Here is a 26,570-nt window from a genome sequence, read left to right on the forward strand (position 1 = left end):
ATGACGAAAGCTATTTTATTTGTAGGACATGGAAGTAAGCTTGAAGCAGGGAATGAAGAAGTAAGAGAATTTGTAAAGCAAACAAGAGAATTAATTGATTCAAGTCTACTAGTAGAAACATGTTTTTTAGAATTTGCTGAACCAACGATTTCTCAAGGTATTAAGATTTGCATCGAAAAAGGTGCCAGTGAAATCTATGTAATGCCGATCATCTTGCTCCATGCAGGACATTCTAAAATTCATATTCCCGCAGAAATTGTAGAGGCGCAAGAAAAATATCCCCATGTGAAATTTACTTATGGTGAAGTTGTGGGAATTCATGAAGATATTTTTCAAATTTTACTGGAACGTCTACAAGAAATCGGTTTTGATACCCAGGCAAAACATGAAGATACAGCCATTTTATTAATTGCCCGGGGAGGAAGCGATGAATATGCCAATGGTGATTTTTTCAAGATTACAAGACTGCTATGGGAGAAGTTAAATGTTCAAGTAGTGGAAGGAGCTTTTATGGGAGTGACAGAACCATTGGTTGAAGAAGGGATTGAACGATGTATAAAGCTTGGTGCTAAAAAAATCATCATGCTTCCATATTTTCTATTTACGGGCATATTAATGGAGCGGATGAAATCCTATTGTGAACGCTTCAAAGAACAATATCCCGAAATAAACATTGAAATTGCCCATTATTTTGGATACCATCCCCGATTAAAATCTGTCATTATTGAACGAATGGTACAAGCATTATCCGGGCATTCGAACGGTGATAAAGATATACAAAATGTTCAAAAGTTAATGGAAAAGGGGCTCATTTCCCACCATCACCATCATCATGAGCATGAACATGAACATCACCATGGTCATAAACATCATCATGATTACAAAGGTTGTAACGTCCAACTTGATGAAAAAATGGAAGTGAAACCATGATTTTATTTCTTGCTGGGACAAGTGATGCACGTGAATTGGCTGTTTTGTTAAAAAAGGAAGGCTTCCCCCTAATGGCTACCGTAGTAACAGAATCTGCAGCCAAAAGTCTTGTTGATAAAGGCATAGAAGTAAAAGTTGGTAGATTAAATTATGAAAAAATGTACGAATTTTCAAGGGAAACCGGGGTGACAATGATTGTAGATGCCAGTCATCCCTTTGCCGAAGAAGCACATAAAACGGCAAAATGGGTTGCCGAACAATTAAATATCCCCTATATCCGCTATGAGAGGGAAAAATTGCAGCTTGAACAGGATTTTATCAAATTTGTTTCATCCTATGAAGAGGCAGCGGAACTTGCAGCAAAGAAAAAAGGAGTTGTCATGCTCACAACAGGCAGTAAAACGCTGGAAATCTTCGCAAATAAATTATTGCCGCTGAATGATGTTCGCGTGATTTGCAGAATGCTTCCCCGAATCGATAATATGCAAAAATGCGAGCAGCTCGGCTTCCCCCAAAAAAATATAGTGGCAATGCAAGGCCCTTTTTCAAAAGAGTTGAATATTGCCTTATTTAAGCATTTCGGTGTGACACTCATGATTACAAAAGAAAGCGGCAAAGTTGGTGCGGTCGATGAAAAAATAGAAGCTGCAAAGGAACTTGGGATTGAAACGATTGTCATTAAAAGACCAATTATAGAATTTGGTCATGTATTTAGTGAAATGGAGGAAATTGTAAATTGGATAAAAAATCAAAGAAATGAGGGTGCATTATGAATTTTAAACCGATTACGGTAGATCCGGATAAGATTTATGATTATAGTTTTGCCATTATCGAAGAAGAAATGGGAGAACATCACTTTTCAGACATGGAATGGCAAGTTGTTCGCCGAATCATTCATGCTTCGGCTGACTTTGAATTAGGAAGAAGTGTTGTATTTTCACATGGTGCTGTTGAAGCGGGCATTAAAGCAATCCGGGAAGGAAAACATGTAATTGCCGATGTCCAAATGATTGTCAGCGGCTCAGGACGGAAACGATTCCAAAAATATGGCGGAGATCTGCATTGTTATATCAGTGATGAAGATGTGTCACAAGAAGCGAAAGAAGAGGGAGTTACTCGGGCTATTATGTCAATGAGAAAAGCCGCTCGTGAACATGAAGGAGGTATATATGCAATAGGCAATGCACCGACTGCATTGTTGGAATTAATTCGTCTTGTTAAGGAAGGCATTGCAAAACCTGACTTAATCATCGGGATGCCTGTTGGCTTTGTTTCAGCAGCTGAGTCGAAGGAGGAGCTGTTGAAACTCGAAGGGATTCCATATATTACGAATATCGGCCGTAAAGGCGGCAGCACTGTAACCGTAGCTGCTTTAAATGCTATTTCAATATTAGCTGATCAGGTGTAAGGGAAATGCAGAAAACAAAGAGAAAGAGTACATCTGAACTACGGGAAGGTTATACAACGGGTTCTTGTGCAACAGCTTGTGCAAAAGCGGCACTAATTGCTTTAATCACAAAACAAGTACAAAAGAGGGTAATGATACATCTGCCAATTGGAAAAGATGTTGAATTTCTAATAGAAGATTGCAACATGGGAGACTTTGAAGTGACGTGTTCAACAATTAAAGACGGCGGGGACGATCCTGATGCAACCCATGGCGCTATTATTCAAGCAACAGTTTCTTGGAGAGAGGACGGGGAAATTTTTATCGATGGCGGCAAAGGAGTAGGCAGGGTCACAAAACCCGGATTGCCGATTGAAGTGGGACTTGCAGCCATTAATCCCGTTCCACGGAAAATGATTCAAACGGAAATTGAAAACGTATTAAAACATTTTGAGATTGAAAAAGGGGTAAATATTATCATTTCTGTTCCCGATGGTGAAGAAATTGCCAAAAAAACATTAAATAGCCGTCTCGGAATCATTGGAGGAATTTCAATATTGGGAACAAGAGGAACAGTTGTTCCTTTTTCTAATGCTGCTTATATGGCAAGTATTGTACAAGCTATATCAGTGGCCAAAGCATCCGGTTGTGAGCATCTTGTTTTTACAACAGGTGGACGAAGCGAAAAATTTGCTATGAGCATGTTTTCCGATCTTCCTGAAGTTGCTTTTATTGAAATGGGCGATTTTGTGGGTTTTGCAATGAAACATTGCAAAAAAATCGGCATTCCAAAAGTTTCTTTGGTTGGAATGATGGGAAAATTTTCAAAACTTGCCCGAGGTTCGATGATGCTCCACTCAAAAGGTTCTCAAGTAAGTTTTGAATTTCTTGCTTCCATTGCTAAAGAATGTGGAGCTGCAAATGAAAGCATCGTAAAAATTCTTCAAGCGAACACAGCGAATGAAGTTGGGGAAATCATGAGAGAACTAGGATGCAAGACCTTTTTTGACAAAATATCGGAACATTGCTGTAAAGAAGTAATTAAACATGTGGAAGGCGGATTGATTGTTTCGACTGCGATTTATTCAATGAATGGAGAATTATTAGGAAAGGCGGAAAATATTGATGCCTATTAAATTGATTGGAATTGGAGACAACGGTGTACATGGACTTCATCCCCAATTAATTGAGTGGATTGAAAATGCGGAAGTTCTTGTTGGAGGAGAAAGACTCTTATCATTTTTCCCAAATTTTAAAGGTGAAAAAATCGTATTAAAAACAAAAATAATGAGGATAGTTGAACAACTTGGAAAAAGGAATCAGAACATTGTGATTCTAGCTTCCGGAGATCCCTTGTTTTATGGTATAGGCGGACTTTTATCAAAAAAAATCCCGGTTGAAATCTATCCCTATATCAGTTCAATACAACTTGCAGCGGCAAAATTTGGAATCAGTTGGCAAGATGCCTATTTTGTCAGCATACATGGACGCCCAATAAAAGGCCTTGCTCAAAAAATCGATGGAAAAAAGAAAGTGTTTATATTAACAGATGAAAATAATTCTCCAAATACTCTAGCAAAATATTTGCTAGAGTTTGGTATGACTGAGTATGAAGCTTATATTGCTGAAAACTTGCAAGGGGAAGAGGAGCGTTGCAGAAAAATGACGTTGGAAGAAATGGAGAAATCCAGTTTCTCTCCATTAAATGTTGTGATTTTAGTTCAAACTCAAGAAGCAAAAAAATGGCCGCTTGGCATTGAAGATGAAGAGTTTTATCAACGAAAGCCGGAAAAAGGATTAATAACGAAAAAGGAAGTTCGTGTATTATCCGTTAGCGCTTTGAATATAAACGCACAAAGCGTTGTGTGGGATATCGGGACATGCACCGGTTCTGTCGCGATTGAAGCTGGGAAAATTGCAAAAGAAGGAAAGATATATGCCATTGAAAAAAATGAAGAAGACATCGCAAACTGTCTCCGTAATCAAAAAAAATTTCGGGTGGATTTCACGGTAGTACACGGAAAAGCGCCGGGAGGCCTTGATGAGTTTCCCGATCCGGATGCCATTTTCATTGGTGGTACAGGCGGCAACATGGAGGAATTATTAACTGTATGTTGTCAAAGGTTGAAAAATGATGGACGCATCGTGTTAAATCTAGCAACAATCGAAAACTTATATGAATCAATCAAGATATTGAACAGATTAGGATTCCATACAGAAGTTACCCAAGTACAAATCGCAAGAAGTAAACCGATCTTATCATTGACCCGGTTAGCTCCATTAAATCCCGTGTTTATTGTAAGTGCAAAACGAAAGGAAGATGGAAATGAATAAAGGGACTCTATACGGAATAGGTGTTGGACCTGGAGATCCTGAATTAATTACTTTAAAAGCTTTTCGCACACTTCAAGAATGTCCAGTCATTGCTTATCCAAAAAAAATGCGAGGTTCAAAAAGTTATGCATACAAAATTGCAGAAGTTTTTATACGGCCTGAAGAAAAGGAAATGTTGGGCCTAATATTTCCAATGACGAAAGATGAAGAAGTATTAAAAAGGGAATGGAATAAAGCCGTTGATGAAATCTATGGGAAAATTGCCAATGGAAAAGATGTGGCGTTTGTTACGGAAGGGGATCCGCTATTATATAGCACTTTTATTCATTTAATGAAGTTAATGAGCGAAAAATATCCAGATGTCAAAATTCAAGCAGTTCCTGGCATTTCCTCTATTAACGGTGCAGCTTCCTGTCTAAACATTCCTCTGGCTGATGGTGATGAACAAGTCGCGATTATACCTGCAAATGATGATGTCGATAAAATGAGAAAAGCGATTGAAACCCATGATGCTGTTGTATTTATTAAAGTTGCAAAGGTCATAGATTTGATGCTGGAAATTCTTCGGGATTTGGGCTTGGAAAACAAAGCACACGTAGTGACAAAAGTAACATCTGAAGAAGAAATAATCTGGAGCATCGATGAATTGGACGGTGCGGATTTAAATTATTTAACGTTAATGGTGGTGCGAAAATGAAAAAAATATGGATTATTGGAGCTGGTCCGGGCGATCCCGATTTAATCACGGTGAAGGGTTTACATATTTTGCAACAATCAGATTGTATTCTCTATACAGACTCTCTTGTGAATGAAGAGTTAATTGCCAAAGCAAAGAAAGAAGCAGAAATAATAAAAACGAGCGGAATGAATTTGGAAGAAATTGTATCAATCATTGTAGATCGGGTGGACCGTGGGAAAAAAGTTGCACGTGTTCATACCGGTGATCCATCGTTGTATGGTGCTATTGCAGAACAAATCGCATTACTAAAAAAAGAAGGCATTGAAGTTGAAATCATTCCGGGTGTGAGTTCAGTTTTTGCTTCAGCAGCAGCAGTACAAGCAGAACTGACAATTCCCGAATTAACTCAAACTCTGATTTTAACCCGAGCAGAAGGACGAACGCCTGTACCGGAAAAAGAAAAATTAAAAGATTTGGCAAGCCATCATTGTACAATCGCTCTTTTCCTCAGTGCCACTTTAACGAAAAAAATCATGAAGGAATTGAAAGAAGCAGGCTGGCAAGATGATACGCCTGTAGCTGTTATTCAAAAAGCTACTTGGCCAGATCAAAAAATCGTTCGAACGACACTTGCTCAACTTGATGAAGCAATGAAAGAAAATGGGATTCGCAAACATGCCATGATATTGGCTGGATGGGCACTTGATCCAAACATTTATGAAAAGAATTCTTATCGTTCGAAACTTTACGATGCCGAGTTTACCCACGGCTATAGGAAAGGAGTTTCAAAGTGATTCAACTAGCGGAGGAGGAAATTCCGAAAATCAATCAAAAGAATGATTATGCGATTGTAGCGATTACAAAACATAGCGCAGAAATTGCGAGAAAATTAAGAGGACTTTTTCCAAATGGCGACTTGTATTATCCGCATAAGTTTGCCAAAGGTGATGAAGAGGGTCTGGGAATTCAGTTATATGATGGCAATGTTCGGATTCTGCTTTCAGCCATTTTTTATAAATATAAAGGTCTCATTTTGTTTATTTCTCTTGGTGCAGTTGTTCGCATGATTGCACCACTATTAAAAGATAAAAAAATCGATCCGGCAGTCGTTGTCATCGATGATCGGGGTAAAAATGTAATCAGTGTGCTTTCAGGCCATTTAGGTGGTGCGAATGAATTAACGAGAGAAATCGCCGCATTGCTTCACGCAAATCCCGTTATTACCACAGCATCTGATGTTCAACAAACCATCGCCGTAGATTTATTTGGCTCCAGATTCGGATGGGTTTGGGATTCCGAAGAACATTTGACCAAGGTAAGTGCGGCTGTCGTCAACGAAGAACCAGTTGCCATAGTGCAGGAAAGTGGAGAGCGTTCTTGGTGGTTATATGATCATCCATTACCGAAAAATATCATGTTATATCCGACAATTTTGGACGCAATCGATGCGAAGCCAAGCGGTGCTTTAATAATCACGCATCGCTTACTTGCCCCGGAAGAAAAATCAATATTGCAATGCGGTATTATTTTTAGACCAAAAGTGATCGTAATAGGCATCGGTTGTAATCGCGGAACAAGCGGGGAGGAGATTCAGTCAGTCATTGAAGAGACGTTGCTTGAGTTGGGATTTTCTTCAAAAAGTATAAAAGCGATATGCACCATTGACTTAAAGAAAGATGAAGAAGGTTTATTAAAAGTGGTGGAAGAACGAAAAGTGGAATTTTGTACGTATACAGCCAAGGAACTTAATGAAATGCATATCGAAGAACCATCAGAAACGGTTTATAAATATACAGGAGCATATTCCGTGAGTGAAGCAGCAGCGAAACGGTATTTACAATCGGATTCCCTTGTCCTTGTCAAAAAGAAAAGCGGCAATGTAACGATTTCTGTAGGGGTTCTAGAACATAAGGAGGATTATCCGTGGCAAAAAGAGTAATGATTGCAGGTACATCGAGCGGTGTTGGAAAAACAACTTTAACAATCGGAATTATGGCTGCACTGAAAAAGAGAAATTTAGTCGTCCAAGGCTTTAAATGCGGTCCTGATTATATCGATCCATCTTATCATACTGCCGTTACAAAACGAGTTTCCCGAAATATCGATAGCTGGATGTTAAGCCGCGAAGTAATCCGTGATATTGTAGAACGGTCTGGCCGCGATGCAGATATTTCAATTATCGAAGGGGTGATGGGGTATTTTGATGGCAAAAGTCCATTGGAAAATACCGGATCCGCTGCTGAAATCGCTGTCATTACTGAAAGTCCAGTTCTGCTGGTGGTGGATTGCTCAGGCATGGCAAGAAGTGCAGCAGCAATTGTCAAAGGTTTTCAAACTCTGCATGAACCATCGCAAATCGTTGGTGTAATTGCCAACAGAGTTGGAAGCGAGGGCCATTTTAACATTGTAAAAACAGCCATTGAACAAGAATGTAAAATTCCGGTAATCGGCTATATGAAGAAAAACAATGATCTCCATTTGCCAAGCAGGCATCTCGGATTAATTCCGGCTATTGAAAGGGGAGAATTGGATTCTTATTTTGATTCGCTGGCACAAGAAGTAGAAAAAACCATTGATCTCAACCGGCTATTAAGCATTTCTGAAACGAACAATTTACAAGAAGTTGAAAATTCTATTTTTCACGAAGATCCAAAGGTAAATGTAATAATCGCCGTTGCAAAGGATGCGGCCTTTAATTTTTATTACGAAGAAAATATACAATTACTTAAATCGCGAGGGGCTGAAATTCAATATTTTTCCCCATTAGCGAACGAACCGGTACCTGAAGATGCAGATGGATTATATATTGGCGGGGGCTTTCCGGAAGAATTCGCAGAACAGCTTGCAAATAATGAAGTTTCAAAACAATCCATTAAAGAACTGATTGAAAACGGGCTTCCAACAGTGGCTGAATGTGGAGGGTTCATGTACTTGACAAAATCCATCCAGTCAACTGAAGGTATAAGCTATCCAATGGTCGGGATCATTGATGGAAACGTTATGATGCAACCTAAACTTGCAGCTCTTGGTTACCGGGAAATTGTTGGAGTAAACAACAATTTCCTCATGGGAGAAGGAGAGGCGGCAAAAGGCCATGAATTCCATTATTCCACTTTTATACCAAATACAGAGCAGGTGCCGGCTTATGTATTGAAAAGTCGATTTGGACAAAAACAGGATGGTTGTGTTGTCCATTCATTAATTGCAGGATATGTCCATTTCCATTTCGCATCCAATCCGAAGCTGATCGATAACTGGTTGAATGCTTGTTTAAAATATCAACAACAGAAACGGAAATAAAACTATTATACTATTAAATAATTTTCAATTCAGTAAACAACAATGCAACTTTGTTCCGGGAGGGAAATATGAGCAAAGGAAAAGTATATTTAGTAGGAGCTGGACCTGGAGATGAAAAATTGATCACAGTCAAGGGGCTCGAATGCATACAGCAATCAGACTGCATTGTGTATGATCGGCTTATAAATCCATCATTGCTAGGGTATGCTCCCAAAAATGCAGAACGCATTTATTGCGGTAAATTGCCTGGAAAACATATGCTCATTCAAGAGGAAATTCATGAAATTCTTGTACAAAAAGCATTGGAAGGAAAGATTGTTACGAGATTAAAGGGAGGGGATCCCGGTATTTTTGGAAGAGTAGGAGAAGAAGCCAGTGTCCTCAAGCAGCATGGGATTCCCTTTGAAATTGTGCCTGGCGTTACTGCAAGTGTTGCAGCAGCCGAGTATGCCGGGATTCCATTAACCCATCGCGAATATGCATCCAGTGTTGCCCTTGTTACAGGACACGGATGTAAAGAAAATGGTTCTGATCATTTAAATTGGAGAGCACTCTCTGGAATCGATACGATTGCTTTTTATATGGGAGTTGGGAATTTACAGAATATTTGCCGTCAATTAATGCAAAATGGCAAAGCCCCCGGTACTCCGGTCGCGATTATCGAAAATGGTACGACGAAGGTACAACGAACCATTTCTGGAACATTAGATACGATTTCCCAATTGGCTGCGAGCGAAAAGATTACAAATCCTGCCATGATCATTGTGGGTGAAGTTGTAAAGGTAAGAGAACAAGCAATGTGGTTTGAAGATACCTTATATAAAACAAAAAACAATACCAATACACAATAATGGAAGGAGGAGAATGACAATGAAACATAAAGGACTCACTTTAATATATACTGGTGATGGAAAAGGGAAAACGACTGCAGCGTTGGGACTAACATTGCGTGCAATTGGCCGTGGAATGAATGTCTGTTTTTTACAGTTCATTAAATCGAAACAACGTATTTACGGTGAAGCCATTGCCTTAGAAAAATTAGGAGTTGCAATGGAACAATTAGGCCTCGGTTGCATTAGCCAAGGCGAAGAAGGGAAAGGCTCCGTTAAGGTTGAACAATTAGGAATCGGATTTACATGGACGAAGACACCGGAAGAGCATCGGGAAGCTTTGAAAAAAGGGTGGGAAATTGCAAAACAAGCCCTCCAAGATCCAACGATTGATTTATTAGTGTTGGATGAACTAAACAATGCTCTCAGTATTACAAACTTTCCGGTTGATGACGTAATTCCTCTTGATGAAGTGATCACAGCACTTCAAAATCGTCCAACACATATGAATGTCGTGATTACAGGCCGTAATGCGAAACAAGAATTGATCGACATTGCAGATTTGGTTTCGACTATCGATTGTACGAAACATTATTATAATGAAGGAATTTCGGCGGTAAAAGGCCTGGAATTTTAAAGGAGAGAAAATATTTGCGTGCAAGTTCAATTATGATACAAGGAACGTCTTCTGATGTGGGGAAAAGTGTTCTTTGTACGGCACTTTGCCGCATCTTCTCCAATGCAGGATACAAAGTTGCCCCTTTTAAGTCTCAAAATATGGCATTGAATTCCTATGTTACCCAGAATGGGGAAGAAATCGGCCGAGCTCAAGGGGTGCAGGCAGAAGCTGCCAGGATAATCCCTAATTCAAAAATGAATCCGATTTTGCTCAAACCGAAACAAGATATGGTTTCGGAAGTCATCGTTCATGGGAAGCATTTTATGGATATGGGTGCAACAAATTATCGAGAGAACTTTACGCTGCAAGCAATACCAATTGTGGAAAAAGCCATCCATGACTTGGAACAATCCTACGATATTATTGTGGCAGAAGGTGCCGGCAGCCCTGCGGAGATTAATTTAAAAGACCGCGACATTGCGAATATGCGGGTAGCAAAAATGCTGGATGCCGATGTGTTCCTCGTTGCAGACATCGACCGGGGCGGAGTTTTTGCTTCAATTGTCGGCACGCTTGCATTGTTGGATGAAGAAGAACGGAAACTTGTAAAAGGTATCATCATTAATAAATTTAGAGGGATGATTGAATTACTTCAGGATGGCATACAATGGCTTGAAAACTATACCGGAATTCCCGTTATTGGGGTTATCCCTTATTTAGACTGCCAGATTGAAGCTGAAGATTCTTTAGCCCTCGATACTTTAAAACTAAAAAACCCTAAAAAGAAATGCCCTATTGATGTGGCTTGTATTCAATTGCCGAGAATATCTAATTTTACAGACTTCGATCCGTTGTTTGAGGAGCCTGACGTAGGGGTACGCTTAGTTAGAGATGTGAAGGAGTTAGGAAATCCAGATTGCATCATCATACCTGGTACAAAAAATACAACGGGCGACTTAATGTGGTTAAAAGAAACGAAATTATTTGAAGCTATTCAACAATGTTATTCAAAGGGCAGCAGAGTTTTCGGAATTTGTGGCGGTTATCAAATATTAGGCGAGAAACTTCTCGATCCTGATGGTGTAGAAGGAAATTTGAAGGAAGTCTCAGGCCTTTCTCTACTGCCGATACAAACGATCTTTGAAAAAAATAAAAGAACGACTCAAACAAAAGGCAAAATTCATCCAACGCTTTTCCAAAAAGAAATTGAAGTGGAAGGATACGAGATTCATTTAGGCCAAACAAAGGTAAAGGAAAATGCATTACCTTTTTTACAATTAAATGATGGAACAACGGATGGTATTATTGTTCATAATGGGAAAGCCATTGGCACATATTTACATGGCATCTTCCAAAATCGCTATTTTACAAGGGCGTATTTTAATGAAATAAGAAAAAGTAAGGGGTTGAATCCATTACCAATGGAAGTACAAACGGATAAAGAACGCCGTGAACAGGCATATGAAATACTGGCAGAACAAGTGCAAAGCTGTTTAAATATGGAATATATATATGCTTTATTAGAAAAACAAAAATTAATGAAAAATGGGAAGTAAATGTCGAATTACAAATAGCCTTCAATCCAAAGTATTTTTCGGATTGGGGGCAATTTTGCATTGCTTAGGATTCACCAATTTATGCTAGACTCCGCACTTATTTTCCTATCTGTGCTATAGAAACATCCCCTAACGCCATAATCAACAACACCCTTTCTGCTGGAAAATTAATAAGTTGAAAAGAAGAATTAACCTTTCAAACAATAAAACCTTTGTAATTGTATTCTGAAACAGTAAAGCGTAGAATGAGGATGAATAGTGGAAAAAAGGGGTTTTGAACATGGAAAATAGTCGTTTAGTGAATGAATTTATCGAGTTAGTCCAAATTGATTCAGAAACAAAACATGAGGAAAAAATAGCACCAATTCTTGTAAATAAATTGGAAGATTTAGGTTTTTCCGTTTATCAAGATGATGCTCATACACGCAATGGTCATGCGGCGGGAAATATTATCGCCACTTTGGAAGGATCATTGGATGTTGAACCGATTTATTTTACCGTACATATGGATACGGTTGTTCCTGGGAAGGGCATTAAACCACAAATAAAAGAAGATGGCTATATATATTCTGACGGCACAACCATTTTAGGCGCCGATGATAAAGCTGGAATTGCTGCACTTTTGGAAATGGTTCGCCGTCTTAAAGAACAGTCCATTGAACACGGTACAATACAATTTATTATTACAGCAGGCGAAGAAGATGGTCTTGCCGGCTCTAAGGAGTTGGATCGGGATAAAATTATTGCCAAGTACGGCTATGCGGTTGACAGCGATGGAAAAGTGGGAGGAATCGTTGTTGCGGCTCCTTATCAAGCAAAATTAAATGTAAAAATCTTTGGAAAAACAGCCCATGCAGGAGTGGAACCGGAAAAAGGGATTTCTGCTATTACATTGGCAGCGAAAGCCATTGCGGAAATGAAATTAGGGCGCATCGACCATGAAACAACAGCGAATATTGGGCGTTTTGAAGGCGGCAAAGCGACAAATATCGTTTGTGATGAAGTATTCATCCTAGCAGAAGCCCGCTCCATCCAAAAAGAGAAATTAGATAAGCAAACAGCTCATATGAAAGAAACTTTTGAAAAAGTGGCTGAAAAATTTGGAGGCCGCGCTGAAGTGGATGTACAGTTGATGTATCCGGGATTTTCAGTAGGTGAAACGGATAAAGTAGTACAAGTGGCAGTGGAAGCAGTAAAAAATGTTGGCAGAACACCTCAAATTGGGGTCTCTGGTGGGGGAAGCGACGCCAATGTCATTTCAAGTTTTGGCATTCCTACAGTCAATTTGTCAGTAGGCTATGAAAATATTCATACAACAAATGAACGAATGCCTATTGAAGAACTAGAAAAATTAGCCGATTTATTAGTAGAAATCGTTAAATGCGCAAGCAAGAAATAGTACAATTTGAGGTGATCTATTTGAAATCAGTCATTTTTCGCTGTGAGAATGAAGAATATGGAATCGCCATTGACCAAGTAGTTTCCATAGAAAAAATCGGCAAAATTACACCAATTCCCCATTTGCCCAAATATTTGATCGGTTTTACGCGCATTCGGGAAGAACTGATTCCGGTGCTTGATTTTAATATTATCTTATACAATAAACCAACTTCCGATCCGATGTCTCGAATAATTGTATTAAATACGGATATTGTGAATTTTGGTTTAGTGGTAAGCGAAGCAAAAGAGATTTTAGATATACGAGAAGACGATATTCAACAAGTAGGACTTGTGAATTATTCTCAAACGAAATATTTTACAGCAGTAGCGAATCTCGATAATCGGATGATTACCATTGTCAGTCCGAAAGTTTTAGTGAATTCGCTGGAAGGGATTCGGGAAATCATTGACTACCTGCATCAATTATTAGCGGATGAAAAAGAAAGCAATGCATAATTTAGAATAGCTAGAAGAAGGCACATAGCCTTTTCTAGCTCTATTTTTATAAAAGGGGTTGGAGAAATGAAAAATCCATATCGTCCAATTTTAAATATTCCAAAAACAAAGATGGAAAAAATCTTTGACCTTATTGGCATTAGCTTTTTTCTTTTATCCATATTATACATAGTCATTCAATGGAAGCATCTGCCTGATCAAATTCCCGGCCATTTTAATGGGAAAGGGGAAGTCGATCGGTGGGGGTCAAAATATGAATTGTTTATATTGCCGATGGTTGCACTTTTTATTTTTTTGTTAAATACGGCATTTGAAAAGGCTCCCCATATGCATAATTATCCAAAGCGGCTCAATGAGTCCAATGTCGAAGCCTTTTATTTAAACAGCAGAAAAATGCTCAATGGGATCAAAAATTTGTGCATGATCTTCTTTGCGGTTTTAAATGTTGTAATCGTACAAATAGGGCTTGCACGCACGGATTCTCTTCCTCCTTGGCTTTTGCCTGTATTTCTAATCGTTGTGTTCATTCCTTTAGTGGTTGGTTTGTATAAACAATCCAAAATTAAATAGTATTTCGGAGATGATGCGATGAATATTCGTTCCAAACTTATAGAATTAGCTGAAACAAACTATCAGCGTTTTCAAAAATCGTTAATTCCGAATCAAGAAAACATCCTTGGGGTGCGCTTGCCGATTTTAAGGAAATTAGCAAAAGAAATTTCAAAGGGCGATTGGGAAAACTTTTTAAGAAACGGTGAAGAAGAATATTTTGAAGAAATCATGCTAAAAGGGATGGTTATTGGGGAAGTGAAACTTCCTTTAGAGGAACGGCTTTCTTGGGTGGAATGGTTTGTTCCAAAAATTGATAATTGGTCTGTTTGCGACAGTTTTTGCACGGGGTTGAAATTTACAAAAAATCATCGGAAAGAGGTTTGGAAGTGGCTTCTTCCTTACTTTCAATCAAGCAGGGAATTTGAAGTCCGTTTTGCTGTCGTTATGTTATTGTGCTATTTTATCGAAGAAGAATATCTAAAGGAAATTTTCCCGATATTAGAGAAAATCAAACAAGACGGTTACTATGTCAAAATGGCTGTTTCTTGGGCCATTTCTAAAGCCTACATCCAGTTTCCGGCTGAAACAACGGAGTTTCTGCATACCAATTCTTTAGATGATTTCACTTACAATAAGGCGCTGCAAAAAATCATTGAATCCCGATGTTTAAGCAAAGAAAAGAAAGAAGCCATTCGAAAAATGAAAAGAAATTAACGTTGATAAGGAATGCCTTCCAAATCTAATAACCGCATTTTAACGTCCAGCCCGCCGCTATAGCCGGTAAGACGCCCATTTTTTCCTAGGACCCGATGACAAGGAATCACAATGGATAAAGGATTCCGTCCAATAGCTCCTCCGACGGCCCGAACGGCTTTCGGCTGGTTGATTCGGTTCGCCACTTCCGAATAGGTTGCAGTCTTTCCAAAAGGAATTTCACATAATGCCTTCCAAACCTTTTGTTGAAAGGGCGTTCCTTGAATATCAAAAGGCAATGTAAACTCTTGCCGCTCTCCATTCAAATATTCCTTAAGTTGTGTAATATAGGTTTTCAAAAATGCTTCATTTTCGATGATTTCATAATGCGGGAATTGTTTTTGGCAATATTTGACCAGCTCCTCCATAGAAGAATGTTCCGTTCCAATATATACAAGCCCTTTCTCAGAAGCGGCAATATATAAGTTCATATAAGGATGCTGAATGTTGGCTGCATAAATTTTCTTTTCCATCATTTTCACCTTTTCGTCTACAAGATATCATAAATTTATTATAATTTCTTGTTAGTTTACTTTCATTCTTTTCAGAAATTATTGTAATATTAAAATATTAAAAGCAATTTCATAGATGGGGGAAGAACGTTGATACAGCTAGAAAATGTAACGGTCATACGCAATGGAAAACAATTATTGAAAAATATTAATTGGACTGTACAGAAAGGGGAACACTGGGCCATTCTTGGTCTGAATGGGTCCGGCAAAACATCGCTCTTGAACGTCATAAACGGCTATTTATATCCAACTTCCGGAAAGGTGCGGGTATTGGGAGAAGAATTTGGAAAAACCAATATTCCGGAATTAAGAAAAGAACTTGGGTTTATTAGTTCTTCACTTAAACAGCAATTGAAAGATTATGATTCAGTATTAAGCATTGTACTCAGCGGGATTTTTGCCTCCATCGGTTTATATGAAGCCGTTGAAAGAAAAGATCTAGATGAAGCCCGTAAACTGATGAAGCAATTGGGCATTAAACATTTGGAAAATTCCCAATATGGTTTATTATCTGAAGGGGAAAAACAGAGGGTGCTGATTGCAAGAGCCCTTATGGCGAAACCAAAAATACTTATTTTGGATGAACCTTGCAATGGGCTGGATATAATTGCAAGGGAAGAGTTTTTGGAGTTTATTGAAAACCTTGCACAGCAAGAATTTTGTCCAACTTTGATTTATGTAACCCATCATGTGGAAGAAATTTTGCCTTGCTTTTCTCACGCTTTGTTGTTAAAAGAAGGGGAAGTCTATACAAAAGGGCTTACAAAGAATCTGTTAACGGAAGAAAGTCTGTCTCAATTTTTTGGAAGAACGGTTGCTATACAGGAAGAGCAAAATCGAACTTGGATTGCTATTAAATCATAAATCAAGAGGAGGACGTTCGATGACAGAGAAAAAGTTTTGGAAAGAATGCTTCTCTTGGTTATTCGTATTGGCGACAGGAATAGCCTTTGCATTCATTATAAAACAATACGTCTTTTCACCCATTATTGTAAACGGGGCTTCCATGTTTCCTACATATGAAGATAAGGATGTTATTATTGTCAGCAAAATCAGTGAAATCGAGCGTTTTGACCATGTTGTTTTCAAGGCGCCTTATGAAGATGAATATTACATAAAGCGCGTCATCGGTTTGCCTGGGGATACTATCGAGATGAAAGATGATGTGTTAATTATTAATGGAAAAGAATATGAAGAACCTTATGTAAATCGTACTTCCGAATTAAATTTGCGCGTGACGGAAGATTTTACGTTGGAAGAATTGACTGGGGAAAAGACGGTTCCAGAAGGATCTCTTTTTGTCCTAGGAGATAACCGATTGAAAAGTTTTGACAGCCGCCATTTTGGTCTGATTCCAATCGATGATGTTTATGGCGAATCCAAAATTAGAATTTTTCCATTACAGAATATAAAGGTTTTTTATCATCCTTATGAATGAATGGGAAATGCACCATTTTTCAATTGGGAAAGATGGTGTATTTTTTATTCTGTTGCCTTGTCCAACAATTGATGTATAAGAAAGGTGTTTGAAAATGTATTATCCAATGATGATGAATTTAGAAGGGAAAAATGTCGTAATCATTGGTGGAGGGCATGTTGCCTATCAGAAACTAAAAGGGCTTGAAGGAACAAATGCCATTATTACCGTTGTGAGTCCGGAAATTCTGCCGGAAATAAAAGAATGGATACTCCGCCATGATGCAAAATGGATTCCAAAAGAATTTGAACCTTCCGATATTGAACATGCTAATCTCATTTTTGCTGCGACAAATCAGCCGGCTGTCCAGCGAGAAATAAAGAAGCATAAAAAGAACCATCAATTATTGCTTCTCGCCGATCGCCCAAATGAAAGCGACTTTATCACACCGGCGACCCTTCACAGAGGGAAGCTATCCATTTCAATTTCTACTAATGGTGCAAGCCCATCTTTGGCCAAAAAAATCAAAAAAGAGCTGGAACAGCAGTTTGATGAAAACTTTGGGGAGTATGTGCAATTTTTAGAGGAAGCACGAAAAATGATTTTGAACCAAATTGATGACCCTTCCTTTAGAAAATATTGTTTAACTCGGTTATTGGATTCGGATTTTTATAAACTGACAATGAAAGGGAATATAGAAAAAAGAAATCAATTACTGCAGAATTTGTTAAATAGTTGCAATAAAAATTTTATGTAAACTAAAAATATCCATCCATCAAAGAATGTTGCATTTTTTTTATGGCTTGCCATAACAAGGGAAAAATTTGGCCCACACAGCCAATTGACTCCATTGTTGCATACAATGCAGTAAGGAAGGGGGCAAATCATGTTTGAGAAAATAAAATATTTAATTGGCAAGCCTATTGGTGTCCATTTTAAAAACGGTTTAAGCGTTTCTGGGGTATTATGTGATGTCAGTGATGAAGAAATTTCCATTATCGAATATTTATATCAAGAAAAATTTATTCAACGGTATTATGATGTTCAAATGATTCAGGGGATTTATATGTTTCCGAGCTGTTCAGATGAATATTTAAATTAATTCCCTCTAGATGATATTCTAGAGGATTTATTTTTGCTTCCGAAAATCACAAAGTAGCGGCGCTTCAAGGCGTCGCTATTACTTTTTATTGCTAGTTTGTAAGTAGGAAAAAGTTATTTTATAAAAATATGAATAATGATCGAAACATTTGGACAATACTTAATACGACTTGACAAAAAGTCTGTAAGATTGCTTGTTAAGGAGGATTAAGTATGCGTAAAAACTTTTTTTGTTTTGTATTATTGCTGACACTATTCGCACCATCGTTCACATATGCAAAAGAGTTAACTTTTGAAAAATCAGAATTCAATGGGATTAAAGGGCTTTTGGGCAATGGATTTGTGGAAGATATCATTACCCGCCAATTATCTTTTCAGCAAGATGAATCAGACTATATTGTATACACTGTGAAAGAAGGGGACAATTTATTCCGAATTGCTTATAACCATAGCGTCCCATTAGATTTATTAATGGAATGGAATAACTTAGAAAATACGTTGATACATCCTGGAAACCAATTGATTATTAAAACCGATGAACAATTTAAAAAACAATACAAACCAATTTCTATTGTAGCCGACGCAACGCAGGAATTTTTGCCAAAAACGGTTGCTCAAACAAACAGTGAACCTTCTACAGCAGAAAAAGAACTGACTGTAACGGCAACAGCTTATACTGCTTACTGTAAAGGATGTTCCGGAACGACGGCCTATGGGATTAACTTGAGGGAAAATCCTCATTTAAAAGTGATTGCCGTTGACCCAAGCATCATTCCTTTAGGTACAAACGTGTGGGTTGAAGGATATGGTTATGCCATTGCAGGTGATACAGGAGGAGCTATCAAAGGGAATAAAATTGATGTATTCATTCCATCCTATGACGAAGCGATGCAATGGGGAGTAAAAAAGGTAAAAATTAAAATATTAGATTAACGATTGCACTATACACTTCATGTTCAATTTTTGGATGTGAAGTGTATTTTTATATTTCTCATTTCTCTATTAAAATGAAATAAAAAGGGGAATGACTTCAGTTGATTTTTATGGAAAATAAAAAATACATGGAAAACACTTCTTTTGATTTTTCCCCCTATTTCAGCTATATTTAATTAAGCAAACTATAATTCCTATAAAAATCATAGGATTTTTCTATACATTCATTGAATTGTGGTGATGGAAAGTGAAAAATTTATTAATCAATAAAAATGAAGTATTGCTGAAAAAAATGCAGTTGATTCCATATAAACAAAATGAACAAATTTGCCTCGTTGGACCTGTCCAATTGCCGGTGAAGCAGGGAAATTTTGAGGCGACATTCCAATGGTATACGTGGCTGAAACTCGACCAGCCAATTTCTTCAAAGGAAGAAGTGCTGGACTATATTTTAAGTGCAAATTTGCAAGAGTCTCAACAATCTTCCGTATTAGTTTATGGAGATTTTGAACATGAAGAGGAAGCTTTAATCCGCATGCACAGCATTTGCCATACAGGGGATATTTTTGGAAGCCAGCGCTGCGATTGCGGCTATCAATTGCATGAGTCCATGAAAATGATTGTGGAACACGGATGCGGGGCCATCTTTTATTTAGCTAACCATGAAGGACGCGGAATCGGATTATTTTCAAAATCTTTAGCTTATCTTTTGCAGGAAGAAGGCTATGATACGGTGGAAGCCAATCATGCCCTTGGATTTGAAGATGATTCGCGTTCCTATGAAGAAGCCATTAGTGTGCTAGAAACATTGCGCAATAAACCAGTCACTTTGATTACCAATAATCCGAGAAAACTGGAAGCATTGAAACGCCATGGGCTGCTTGCAGACAAACATATCCCATTATGGGGCGGATTGACGGAAACAAATCGCAGGTATTTGGAAACAAAAATTAAGAAAGCAGGCCATATACCAGAAAAGCAATGGTTTTAGGAGGGGGACAAGGTGTATACAGATCGTGACTATATGGAAATAGCATTAAATTTGGCGAAAACCGCTCGAGGCAAAACGAATCCTAATCCACTTGTTGGAGCGGTGATTGTAAAAGATGGGATGATTGTTGGAACCGGAATCCATCGGAAAGCAGGAGAACCTCATGCGGAAGTTCATGCTTTTAATATGGCAGGAGAACATGCAAAAGGGGCTACTTTGTATGTAACTCTTGAGCCATGCTCCCATTACGGCAAAACCCCTCCTTGCGCCAATTTAGTGAAAAATTCCGGCGTCAGCCGAGTATTGGTTGCCACTCTTGATCCAAATCCTCAAGTATCGGGAAGAGGTGTGCAAATTCTAAAAGATGCCGGAATTGACGTAGAAGTTGGATTATTGGAAGAAGAAGCCAAAAAGTTAAATGAACGCTTTTTTCATAATATGACGACAAATCGTCCATTTGTTACATTGAAATATGCCATGACTTTAGACGGCAAGATTGCTACCCATACAGGCCATTCAAAATGGATTTCCGGCGAGGAATCTCGCCTTGAGGTTCATCAATTGCGCAATGAAGTTGACGGCATTTTAGTTGGTATCGGAACTGTGTTGAAAGATAATCCATTGTTAACAACAAGACTCCCAAACCAACAAGGGAAAAATCCCGTTCGGATTATTTTAGATAGCCATTTGCAAATTCCAATGGATGCTAATGTTTTAAATGAGGAAGCGAAAACGATCATCGTGACGACAACTGAAGCAAATCCAAAGAAAATCGCAGAATTGGAAAAACGAAATATCACCTTTATTTATTGCTCAAAAAATCAACAAGGTATTTGCTTGGATGAAATGTTAGGTCAATTATATAAACATGGAATTACCGATTTGCTCGTTGAAGGCGGTGGCGAGGTGAATGCCTCCTTTGTAAGAGAGGGCCTTGTTAACAAATTTATCATTTATATTGCACCGAAAATTTTGGGTGGGCGCCATTCTATTTCCCCAATTGCTGGCGAAGATGTGGACTTAATGGAATTAGCCTCAAAAGTGAAATTTGATTCAATCGAAAGAGTAGGAGAAGATATACGGATCATTGCTTATCCAGTGCAAGGTGAAACATATGGAAAACACTGATATTTTGATTGTAGGTGCTGGTCCTGCCGGGCTTGCTTGCGCTGCTTCTTGTAAAAAGGGGCTTTTCAGTCATTTTATTTGAACAACATATAGATGTTGGAAGAGAATTCCGCGGTGAACATTTAAATGAAGATGGGGAATCCATCTTAAAGAAACATGAGTTATATTCAAAGATTGAAAAGCTTGGTTTGCTGAATATAGAAGAAGGTTCTTTTCCAAATTTTCGAAAGAAAGTAGGTTGACCGTGAGAATCGGATTTGATATTGATGATACATTAATCAATCTAAGAGAACACGCTTTTCGCATCTATACGAAAAAACTAGGGAAGCAGGTAGATATTGCCCTTTTTCATCAATTAAAAAGGGTTGAAATTCATGAGCTCTTCGGATTAAATGATGAGCAAGGAAACCGATTGTGGCATTCATTGTTAGAAGAAATTTATTTCACCGATTGTCCTGCCTTTGAGGGTGCTATTGATTTTGTACAACAGCTTAAAAAGGAAGGGCATACGATTTTCTATATCACCTCAAGGCCAAAAGAGTATTGCCAACGAACAAGAAAGTGGATGACTGAAAAAGGTTTTCCTGTGTTCGAACATCAGTTTTTTTGCGGTATGAGGGATCATGAAAAAGTGGAGATTATAAAAACTCTGCAATTGGATGTATACTTTGATGATAAACCGGCTGTTCTTCAAACGTTGAAAGATGCAAATATAAAGGTGTATGTAAAACATCAATCTTATAATGCGGATGTTCCTTTCCCGCGGGTTTATGATTGGAAAAATATTAAAATAACATGATAGATAAAAAAACGAATGGCTTATGTAGAAACCATTCGTTTTTTCATCTTTTTTTGAAGGGATGCCTATCTTTCGAATTAAACGAATTTTATTAAATTCGCTTGAAGCAATCGCTGCCGCACAAGAATTCCAACCCAAGCAGCAATGCCCCCTTTAATTAGTTCCAATGGGATAAAAGGTACTGCTCCTGATAAAAAGGCAGCAGGGAAAGACAAGTCGGCGGCAAATTTTAACCATAGAGTGCCGAAAACAAGAATCAACATCATACCGGTTACATTTGCAATTAGTCCATGTATATACGAATAGCCAAATTTATTTAAATACCATCCTATAATTAGAGCGGCAGGAATAAAGCCAATGATATAGCCACCAGTAGGCCCAAGAATGATGGAAACTCCCCCAGACATTCCTGTAAACACCGGCAATCCGATGGCTCCTAATAAACAATAAACGAGAACGCTAAGGGTGCCATATTTTAATCCTAAAATAGTAACGATAAGTCCAATGGCCAGCGTTTGTCCGGTAATGGGAATAAGCGGTAGTGGAATGGTAATCTGTGCTAAAACGGCAATGATGGCTGCTCCAAAGGCAGTAACGACAAGTCCATAAGTTTTAGATAATGACACCAGTCTCCCTCCTTTTTGTTAACCTTTTAATTTATTATGTTTACAAAAAAGGATAACGAACAATTTTTGAAAAGTCAACATCATATTTTTTGAAAAGTAAAAGAATAAAGAAGAAAGAGGATTTTTTGGCTTTATGATAAAATAGTGCACAAAGAAACTGGGAGGTGAGGAGTTGGGAAAAGTCATTTTTCATGTGGATATGAATAGCTTCTATGCTTCAGTGGAACAAGCCTACAATCCAGAATTAAAAGGAAAGCCCATTGCCATTGCAGGAAATCCGAAAGAACGGCGGGGAATCATTGTGACCAGTTCCTATGAAGCAAGGGCAAAAGGCGTTTATACAACAATGAATGTGCAGGAAGCGTTGAAAATTTGTCCCGAAATCATCATCCTCCCTCCCGATTTTCCAAAGTATCGTGAAGCTTCCAAAGCGATGTTTTCCATTTTGAGAAGCTATACAAAGCTGGTTGAGCCGGTATCCATCGATGAAGGTTATATGGATGTAACGGAACTTTCCAAGGAGCGCCATCCATTGGAAGTGGCCAAAGAAATACAGATGAGAATTTACAATGAACTGGATTTGCCATGCTCCATCGGCATTGCTCCTAATAAGTTTTTGGCAAAAACGGCATCGGATATGAAAAAACCAATGGGCATCACGGTGCTCAGAAAAAGAGAAGTGCCTGAGAAACTTTGGCCACTGCCTGTGATAAAAATGCACGGTGTTGGTAATAGCACTGCCAAAAAATTGGAGGCGTTAAAGATTTTTACCATCGGGGATTTAGCCAATGCCAACGAAGGATTATTAAAGGAACAATTTGGCAAAATTGGCCTTCAGTTAAAAAGAAAAGCTCATGGAATTGACACAAGAGAAGTAGATCCGGATTCCATCTATGAAACAAAAAGTGTAGGCAATTCCACAACTTTGCCCGTAGATATAACAGAAATGGAAGACATTAAAAAAACCTTCCTATCCTTGTCCGAAAAAGTAGCTGAACGGCTAGAGGCAAAAAATTTATGCGGCTCCACCATCACAATCCAAATTAGGGATTGTTATTGGAAAAACCATACAAAAAGCAAAACGTTGCAAAATCCGATATATTTACAAAAGGATATTTATGCTGAAGCGATGGAGTTATTTCAAAAAGTTTGGGATGAGACACCCATCCGGCTCCTTGGGGTGACTGTTTCCAACGTAATCGATAAAAAACAATCGGCTGAACAACTGTCTATTTTCAACTATGAACAATATGCAAAAGAAGAGCCGATTTACGAAATCATTCAGGTGATGGAGAAAAAATTTGGAAAAGGCATCATTCAAAAGGGAGTTGAATTAAAGAAAAAAAGCTATGTGTCTAAAACGAGCTTCAGCAAAGACTTTTTAGAAGATTTAAAGGAAGAACTTTAGAATGGAGATACAATAATGGAACTAGAGTTTTTAGGTACAGGGGCAGGAATGCCTTCGAAAGGACGAAATACAAGTTCCCTTGCATTAAAATTGTATGAAGAAAGGGGAACCATTTGGCTGTTTGACTGCGGGGAAGCGACGCAGCATCAAATATTGCGCACAGCCATTAAACCAAGAAAAATAGAGAAAATTTTTATTACTCATCTGCATGGCGATCATATTTTTGGATTGCCAGGTCTCCTCAGTTCCCGCTCTTTTTTAGGGGGAGAGGAGCCGACGCCGTTAACCCTTTACGGCCCTTCAGGATTAAAGGGATGGGTCCATTTTACATTGGAGTTGACGAAAACGCATCTAAATTATCCCATCCGTTTTGTTGAAATTGAAGAAGGCATTATTTTTGAAGATGAGCAATTTATTGTAAAGGCAAAAGAATTGGAACATGTGATTCCGTGCTATGGTTTCCGCATTGAACAAAAACCTCTCCCAGGCGAGTTGTATATTGAAAAGGCTTTGAAACTAGGCGTTCCGAAAGGGCCGATGCTTGGGAAATTGAAAAACGGGGAAGATGTGGTACTTGATAACGGCACCATCGTCTATAGCAAAGAGGTGACCGGTCCACCGAAAAAAGGGTTTGTCGTAACTGTATTAGGGGATACGACCTATTGCCGCAAGTCCATTGAATTAAGCAAAGATGCCGATGTGGTAATTCATGAAGCTACCTTTGACCATGCGACAGCAAATTTGGCAAAAGATTATGGTCACTCAACAAATGTGGAAGCGGCAAAAATGGCGAAAGAGGCGGGTGCAAAATATCTAATTTTGAACCATCTTAGCGCAAGATTTTTGCCTCATGATATTGAAAAATTGTTGAAGGAAGCAAAACAAGTTTTTCCAAATGTCTTTGTGGCCCATGATTTTTCTAAATTTCACTGGAAAAATGGAAAGTTAAATGAACTTTATTTCTAAACGGCACATTGTACAAGAATCGGCGTGAAATTTAGAAAAACATAGAATTTTCGAGTGTTTCTATTGTATGATAGTGTTGGGGAGGGGAGAGTATGAATCAACCGAAAATCAATCCGGGATTGTTGCGGTTATTTGTCATATTTCCAAATATATTGGCTTGGTGTTTAATGATCGGAATCATCTTTTTTGTCGTAACGAATTTTGAAGAATTAAAAGCGGCTGATGCCTTAACTTTTTGGGTTATTTTGTTAGTGGTTTTTATTCCGATTACCCTTACTACATCCTATTCCATTATTAAACGCATCAAAAATGGCACTTTATAATGGAACAGGCTATCAAGAACAGGAAAAAATGCTCTTGATAGCCCGTTTTTTTGTCTTGATTTAGGAGAATTTGTATTCATCATGCATACAAATTTCGAAATAAATAGTCAAAAATGCACATTTCGACAACAAAAAATACCAAAAAATTACATTTCCTAGGAAATAATTGATATATTGATTTTTTAAAATTTTCATTTAAATAAAAAAGCTCCTAATCTGGAGCGGTTTTTCATTAATTATTAATCTAGCGGTTTGAGGAAATAAAGCTAGGAAATTTCCCGCCTTTCTTTTCGACAGATGGTAGATGGGTTTATTCTCCTTTTGCCAGCTCGCGGGATCTTGCTTCTGCATTTTTAATGCAGGCAAAAATGGCTTCAGTAAATTTATAGCTTTCCAATGCTTTGATGCCCGCTTCCGTTGTTCCCCCAGGACTTGTTACTTTTTTGCGTAGCACTTCCGGTTCTTCTTTGATTTGCTGAAGCATCATGGCTGAACCAGCAATGGTTTGAACCATTAATTTTCTTACAACTTCTTTAGATAATCCAAACTCGGTTCCGATTTTTTCCCATGCTTCAAGCAAGTAATAGAGATAAGCAGGGCCGCTTCCTGATAAAGCCGTGATAGCATGAAGCTGATCTTCTTCCACTTCAATGACGATGCCGATTGCTTCTAACAATTGTAAATAGAGCGCTTTTTGCTCTTCTGTTACATATTCATTAAAAGAGATGCCGCTTGCTGCCATGCCAATTGCCGCTGAAGTATTTGGCATAACTCTTGCAATTGGACGTGCTCCTAGTGCTTTTTCAATTGTCTCCATACTGATTCCGGCTAATACAGAAAGGATAGCTGTATTTTCGGATAGGTATGGAGCAATCGTTTCAAAAGCTGCTTTTGCATCTTTTGGTTTCATCGCTAAAATCACTAAATCTGCATCACTTAAATCTTCCAATTGCTCCAATATATGCACGCCAAAACGTTCCTTTAATTCATGCAATCTTTGAACGTTGGAGCGGTTCTTTACGTAAATATTCTCTCTAGGTACAACATCATTTTTAATCCATCCGTGAATCAAAGCTTCTGCGATAGAGCCTGCACCTATAAAAACAAGTTTTTGCAATCCCTTTCCCTCCAATTAGTTGGTATTATTTATCTCCAATAAAAAATGCGTTTCCATCCTTCTCAAAAAGGACGAAAACGCATGTTTCCGCGGTACCACCTTTGTTTGCTTACAAAAGTAAGCACACCTTGAACCCTTATTATCGCTAAGGGAAACGGTCATGTTTCCATGACTGCTCAGAAGTAGGTTCAATGAATTGAGAGGACTGTGCTGCTCCCACCAAATGCAGCACTCTCTGGAGCCATCAATTCATTTACTTGGCTTCTTCATCGCAACCGTTATGTTCAATTATTACAGAAATTATATTCATTTCATCAAAATATGTCAACTCTGTGACGTGACGATTTGCTAAAATAGAAGTAAAATAAAATGAATGAATATTCATTTAGTAGATATAGAGCGTAAGGGGGAAC

At 38.3% G+C, this 26,570-nt stretch carries 31 protein-coding genes and 1 other annotated feature; of the genes, 28 read left to right on the top strand and 3 right to left on the bottom strand.

Going from position 1 to position 26,570, the window contains the following annotated elements:
• The 16 genes from DKZ56_RS09705 to DKZ56_RS09780 all read left to right on the top strand — a co-directional run bounded on the left by DKZ56_RS09705 (window position 1) and on the right by DKZ56_RS09780 (window position 14,797).
• Window positions 1–930 carry a sirohydrochlorin chelatase gene (locus tag DKZ56_RS09705; protein ID WP_208649811.1) on the top strand — a complete coding sequence of 310 codons (930 nt, stop codon included), beginning with the start codon at window positions 1–3 and terminating at the stop codon, window positions 928–930.
• Complete coding sequence (cobK, locus tag DKZ56_RS09710) at window positions 927–1,703, top strand: precorrin-6A reductase (protein ID WP_208649812.1); 777 nt, start codon at window positions 927–929, stop codon at window positions 1,701–1,703. Before DKZ56_RS09705 ends, cobK begins: the two co-directional genes overlap by 4 nt.
• Window positions 1,700–2,338 carry a precorrin-8X methylmutase gene (locus DKZ56_RS09715; RefSeq protein WP_141600765.1) on the top strand — a complete coding sequence of 213 codons (639 nt, stop codon included), beginning with the start codon at window positions 1,700–1,702 and terminating at the stop codon, window positions 2,336–2,338. Before cobK ends, DKZ56_RS09715 begins: the two co-directional genes overlap by 4 nt.
• Before the next feature lie 5 nt (window positions 2,339–2,343).
• A complete protein-coding gene (locus DKZ56_RS09720; RefSeq protein ID WP_208649813.1) occupies window positions 2,344–3,453 on the top strand; it encodes a cobalt-precorrin-5B (C(1))-methyltransferase in 1,110 nt (369 codons plus the stop codon).
• Window positions 3,443–4,651 carry a precorrin-6y C5,15-methyltransferase (decarboxylating) subunit CbiE gene (cbiE, locus tag DKZ56_RS09725; RefSeq protein ID WP_208649814.1) on the top strand — a complete coding sequence of 403 codons (1,209 nt, stop codon included), beginning with the start codon at window positions 3,443–3,445 and terminating at the stop codon, window positions 4,649–4,651. The genes DKZ56_RS09720 and cbiE overlap by 11 nt, the downstream gene beginning before the upstream one ends.
• Window positions 4,644–5,348: a precorrin-2 C(20)-methyltransferase gene (gene cobI / locus DKZ56_RS09730; RefSeq protein WP_141600762.1), complete on the top strand. Its 705-nt coding sequence runs from the start codon at window positions 4,644–4,646 to the stop codon at window positions 5,346–5,348. Before cbiE ends, cobI begins: the two co-directional genes overlap by 8 nt.
• Complete coding sequence (cobM, locus tag DKZ56_RS09735; protein ID WP_141600761.1) at window positions 5,345–6,124, top strand: precorrin-4 C(11)-methyltransferase; 780 nt, start codon at window positions 5,345–5,347, stop codon at window positions 6,122–6,124. Before cobI ends, cobM begins: the two co-directional genes overlap by 4 nt.
• The gene (locus tag DKZ56_RS09740; protein ID WP_141600760.1) at window positions 6,121–7,269 is read left to right on the top strand and encodes a cobalt-precorrin 5A hydrolase; all 1,149 of its coding nucleotides are present in this window, start codon (window positions 6,121–6,123) and stop codon (window positions 7,267–7,269) included. Before cobM ends, DKZ56_RS09740 begins: the two co-directional genes overlap by 4 nt.
• Window positions 7,269–8,630 carry a cobyrinic acid a,c-diamide synthase CobB gene (locus DKZ56_RS09745; RefSeq protein ID WP_208652224.1) on the top strand — a complete coding sequence of 454 codons (1,362 nt, stop codon included), beginning with the start codon at window positions 7,269–7,271 and terminating at the stop codon, window positions 8,628–8,630. The genes DKZ56_RS09740 and DKZ56_RS09745 overlap by 1 nt, the downstream gene beginning before the upstream one ends.
• 68 nt (window positions 8,631–8,698) lie before the next feature.
• Complete coding sequence (gene cobA / locus DKZ56_RS09750) at window positions 8,699–9,481, top strand: uroporphyrinogen-III C-methyltransferase (RefSeq protein ID WP_208649815.1); 783 nt, start codon at window positions 8,699–8,701, stop codon at window positions 9,479–9,481.
• Window positions 9,482–9,500: 19 nt separating this feature from the next.
• A complete protein-coding gene (locus DKZ56_RS09755; protein WP_208649816.1) occupies window positions 9,501–10,097 on the top strand; it encodes a cob(I)yrinic acid a,c-diamide adenosyltransferase in 597 nt (198 codons plus the stop codon).
• 14 nt (window positions 10,098–10,111) lie between these two features.
• Window positions 10,112–11,635 (top strand): cobyric acid synthase, encoded by a 1,524-nt coding sequence (locus tag DKZ56_RS09760; RefSeq protein WP_141600757.1) that lies wholly within the window; start codon window positions 10,112–10,114, stop codon window positions 11,633–11,635.
• A 280-nt stretch (window positions 11,636–11,915) separates the two neighbouring features.
• Entirely contained in the window at window positions 11,916–13,034 is a 1,119-nt protein-coding gene (locus DKZ56_RS09765) for a M20/M25/M40 family metallo-hydrolase (RefSeq protein WP_208649817.1), read from the top strand.
• A 20-nt stretch (window positions 13,035–13,054) separates the two neighbouring features.
• Window positions 13,055–13,531 (top strand): chemotaxis protein CheW, encoded by a 477-nt coding sequence (locus DKZ56_RS09770; protein ID WP_425471022.1) that lies wholly within the window; start codon window positions 13,055–13,057, stop codon window positions 13,529–13,531.
• 66 nt (window positions 13,532–13,597) lie between these two features.
• A complete protein-coding gene (locus tag DKZ56_RS09775) occupies window positions 13,598–14,101 on the top strand; it encodes a DUF1648 domain-containing protein (protein ID WP_208649818.1) in 504 nt (167 codons plus the stop codon).
• A gap of 18 nt (window positions 14,102–14,119) precedes the next feature.
• Window positions 14,120–14,797 (top strand): DNA alkylation repair protein, encoded by a 678-nt coding sequence (locus DKZ56_RS09780; protein WP_208649819.1) that lies wholly within the window; start codon window positions 14,120–14,122, stop codon window positions 14,795–14,797.
• On the opposite strand, the gene DKZ56_RS09785 is transcribed toward DKZ56_RS09780, so the two are convergent.
• Window positions 14,794–15,309: a methylated-DNA--[protein]-cysteine S-methyltransferase gene (locus DKZ56_RS09785; RefSeq protein WP_390260922.1), complete on the bottom strand. Its 516-nt coding sequence runs from the start codon at window positions 15,307–15,309 to the stop codon at window positions 14,794–14,796. The two genes, DKZ56_RS09780 and DKZ56_RS09785, sit on opposite strands and share 4 nt — an antisense overlap.
• Window positions 15,310–15,438: 129 nt before the next feature.
• Between DKZ56_RS09785 and DKZ56_RS09790 the strand changes: the two genes are divergently transcribed.
• The 9 genes from DKZ56_RS09790 (at window position 15,439) to DKZ56_RS09830 (ending at window position 21,717) form a co-directional block, all read left to right on the top strand.
• Complete coding sequence (locus DKZ56_RS09790; RefSeq protein WP_208649821.1) at window positions 15,439–16,212, top strand: ABC transporter ATP-binding protein; 774 nt, start codon at window positions 15,439–15,441, stop codon at window positions 16,210–16,212.
• A 19-nt stretch (window positions 16,213–16,231) separates the two neighbouring features.
• Window positions 16,232–16,786: a signal peptidase I gene (gene lepB / locus DKZ56_RS09795; RefSeq protein WP_208649822.1), complete on the top strand. Its 555-nt coding sequence runs from the start codon at window positions 16,232–16,234 to the stop codon at window positions 16,784–16,786.
• Window positions 16,787–16,880: 94 nt separating this feature from the next.
• The gene (locus tag DKZ56_RS09800; protein WP_208649823.1) at window positions 16,881–17,522 is read left to right on the top strand and encodes a precorrin-2 dehydrogenase/sirohydrochlorin ferrochelatase family protein; all 642 of its coding nucleotides are present in this window, start codon (window positions 16,881–16,883) and stop codon (window positions 17,520–17,522) included.
• Window positions 17,523–17,651: 129 nt separating this feature from the next.
• On the top strand, window positions 17,652–17,867 hold the full coding sequence (locus DKZ56_RS09805) for a hypothetical protein (RefSeq protein WP_208649824.1): 216 nt from the start codon (window positions 17,652–17,654) through the stop codon (window positions 17,865–17,867).
• A 212-nt stretch (window positions 17,868–18,079) separates the two neighbouring features.
• Window positions 18,080–18,799 (top strand): 3D domain-containing protein, encoded by a 720-nt coding sequence (locus DKZ56_RS15745; protein WP_208649825.1) that lies wholly within the window; start codon window positions 18,080–18,082, stop codon window positions 18,797–18,799.
• Between the two features lie 292 nt (window positions 18,800–19,091).
• On the top strand, window positions 19,092–19,790 hold the full coding sequence (locus DKZ56_RS09815) for a GTP cyclohydrolase II (protein WP_208652227.1): 699 nt from the start codon (window positions 19,092–19,094) through the stop codon (window positions 19,788–19,790).
• 12 nt (window positions 19,791–19,802) lie between these two features.
• Entirely contained in the window at window positions 19,803–20,918 is a 1,116-nt protein-coding gene (gene ribD, locus DKZ56_RS09820; RefSeq protein WP_245989406.1) for a bifunctional diaminohydroxyphosphoribosylaminopyrimidine deaminase/5-amino-6-(5-phosphoribosylamino)uracil reductase RibD, read from the top strand.
• Window positions 20,919–20,932: 14 nt separating this feature from the next.
• Window positions 20,933–21,160, top strand: coding sequence for a hypothetical protein (locus tag DKZ56_RS09825; RefSeq protein WP_222837113.1), 228 nt, complete (start codon window positions 20,933–20,935; stop codon window positions 21,158–21,160).
• Window positions 21,161–21,162: 2 nt separating this feature from the next.
• A complete protein-coding gene (locus DKZ56_RS09830) occupies window positions 21,163–21,717 on the top strand; it encodes a 5' nucleotidase, NT5C type (protein ID WP_208649827.1) in 555 nt (184 codons plus the stop codon).
• A 77-nt stretch (window positions 21,718–21,794) separates the two neighbouring features.
• Here DKZ56_RS09830 and DKZ56_RS09835 read toward each other — a convergent pair whose 3' ends face one another.
• Window positions 21,795–22,343 carry a biotin transporter BioY gene (locus DKZ56_RS09835; RefSeq protein ID WP_208649828.1) on the bottom strand — a complete coding sequence of 183 codons (549 nt, stop codon included), beginning with the start codon at window positions 22,341–22,343 and terminating at the stop codon, window positions 21,795–21,797.
• A gap of 172 nt (window positions 22,344–22,515) precedes the next feature.
• Between DKZ56_RS09835 and DKZ56_RS09840 the strand changes: the two genes are divergently transcribed.
• From DKZ56_RS09840 to DKZ56_RS09850, 3 genes are all read left to right on the top strand, one after another.
• Window positions 22,516–23,751 carry a DNA polymerase IV gene (locus DKZ56_RS09840; RefSeq protein ID WP_208649829.1) on the top strand — a complete coding sequence of 412 codons (1,236 nt, stop codon included), beginning with the start codon at window positions 22,516–22,518 and terminating at the stop codon, window positions 23,749–23,751.
• Between the two features lie 15 nt (window positions 23,752–23,766).
• On the top strand, window positions 23,767–24,717 hold the full coding sequence (rnz, locus tag DKZ56_RS09845; protein ID WP_208649830.1) for a ribonuclease Z: 951 nt from the start codon (window positions 23,767–23,769) through the stop codon (window positions 24,715–24,717).
• Between the two features lie 92 nt (window positions 24,718–24,809).
• A complete protein-coding gene (locus DKZ56_RS09850) occupies window positions 24,810–25,040 on the top strand; it encodes an acyl-phosphate glycerol 3-phosphate acyltransferase (protein WP_208649831.1) in 231 nt (76 codons plus the stop codon).
• A gap of 310 nt (window positions 25,041–25,350) precedes the next feature.
• Here the strand turns inward: DKZ56_RS09850 and proC are convergent, their stop codons facing one another.
• Window positions 25,351–26,157, bottom strand: a complete 807-nt coding sequence (gene proC / locus DKZ56_RS09855; protein ID WP_208649832.1) for a pyrroline-5-carboxylate reductase — start codon at window positions 26,155–26,157, stop codon at window positions 25,351–25,353.
• Between the two features lie 64 nt (window positions 26,158–26,221).
• Window positions 26,222–26,436: a binding site (T-box leader), on the bottom strand.
• Window positions 26,437–26,570 lie beyond the last annotated feature (134 nt).

It is taken from the genome of Ureibacillus thermophilus, from assembly GCF_004331915.1.
GTDB lineage: Bacteria > Bacillota > Bacilli > Bacillales_A > Planococcaceae > Ureibacillus > Ureibacillus thermophilus.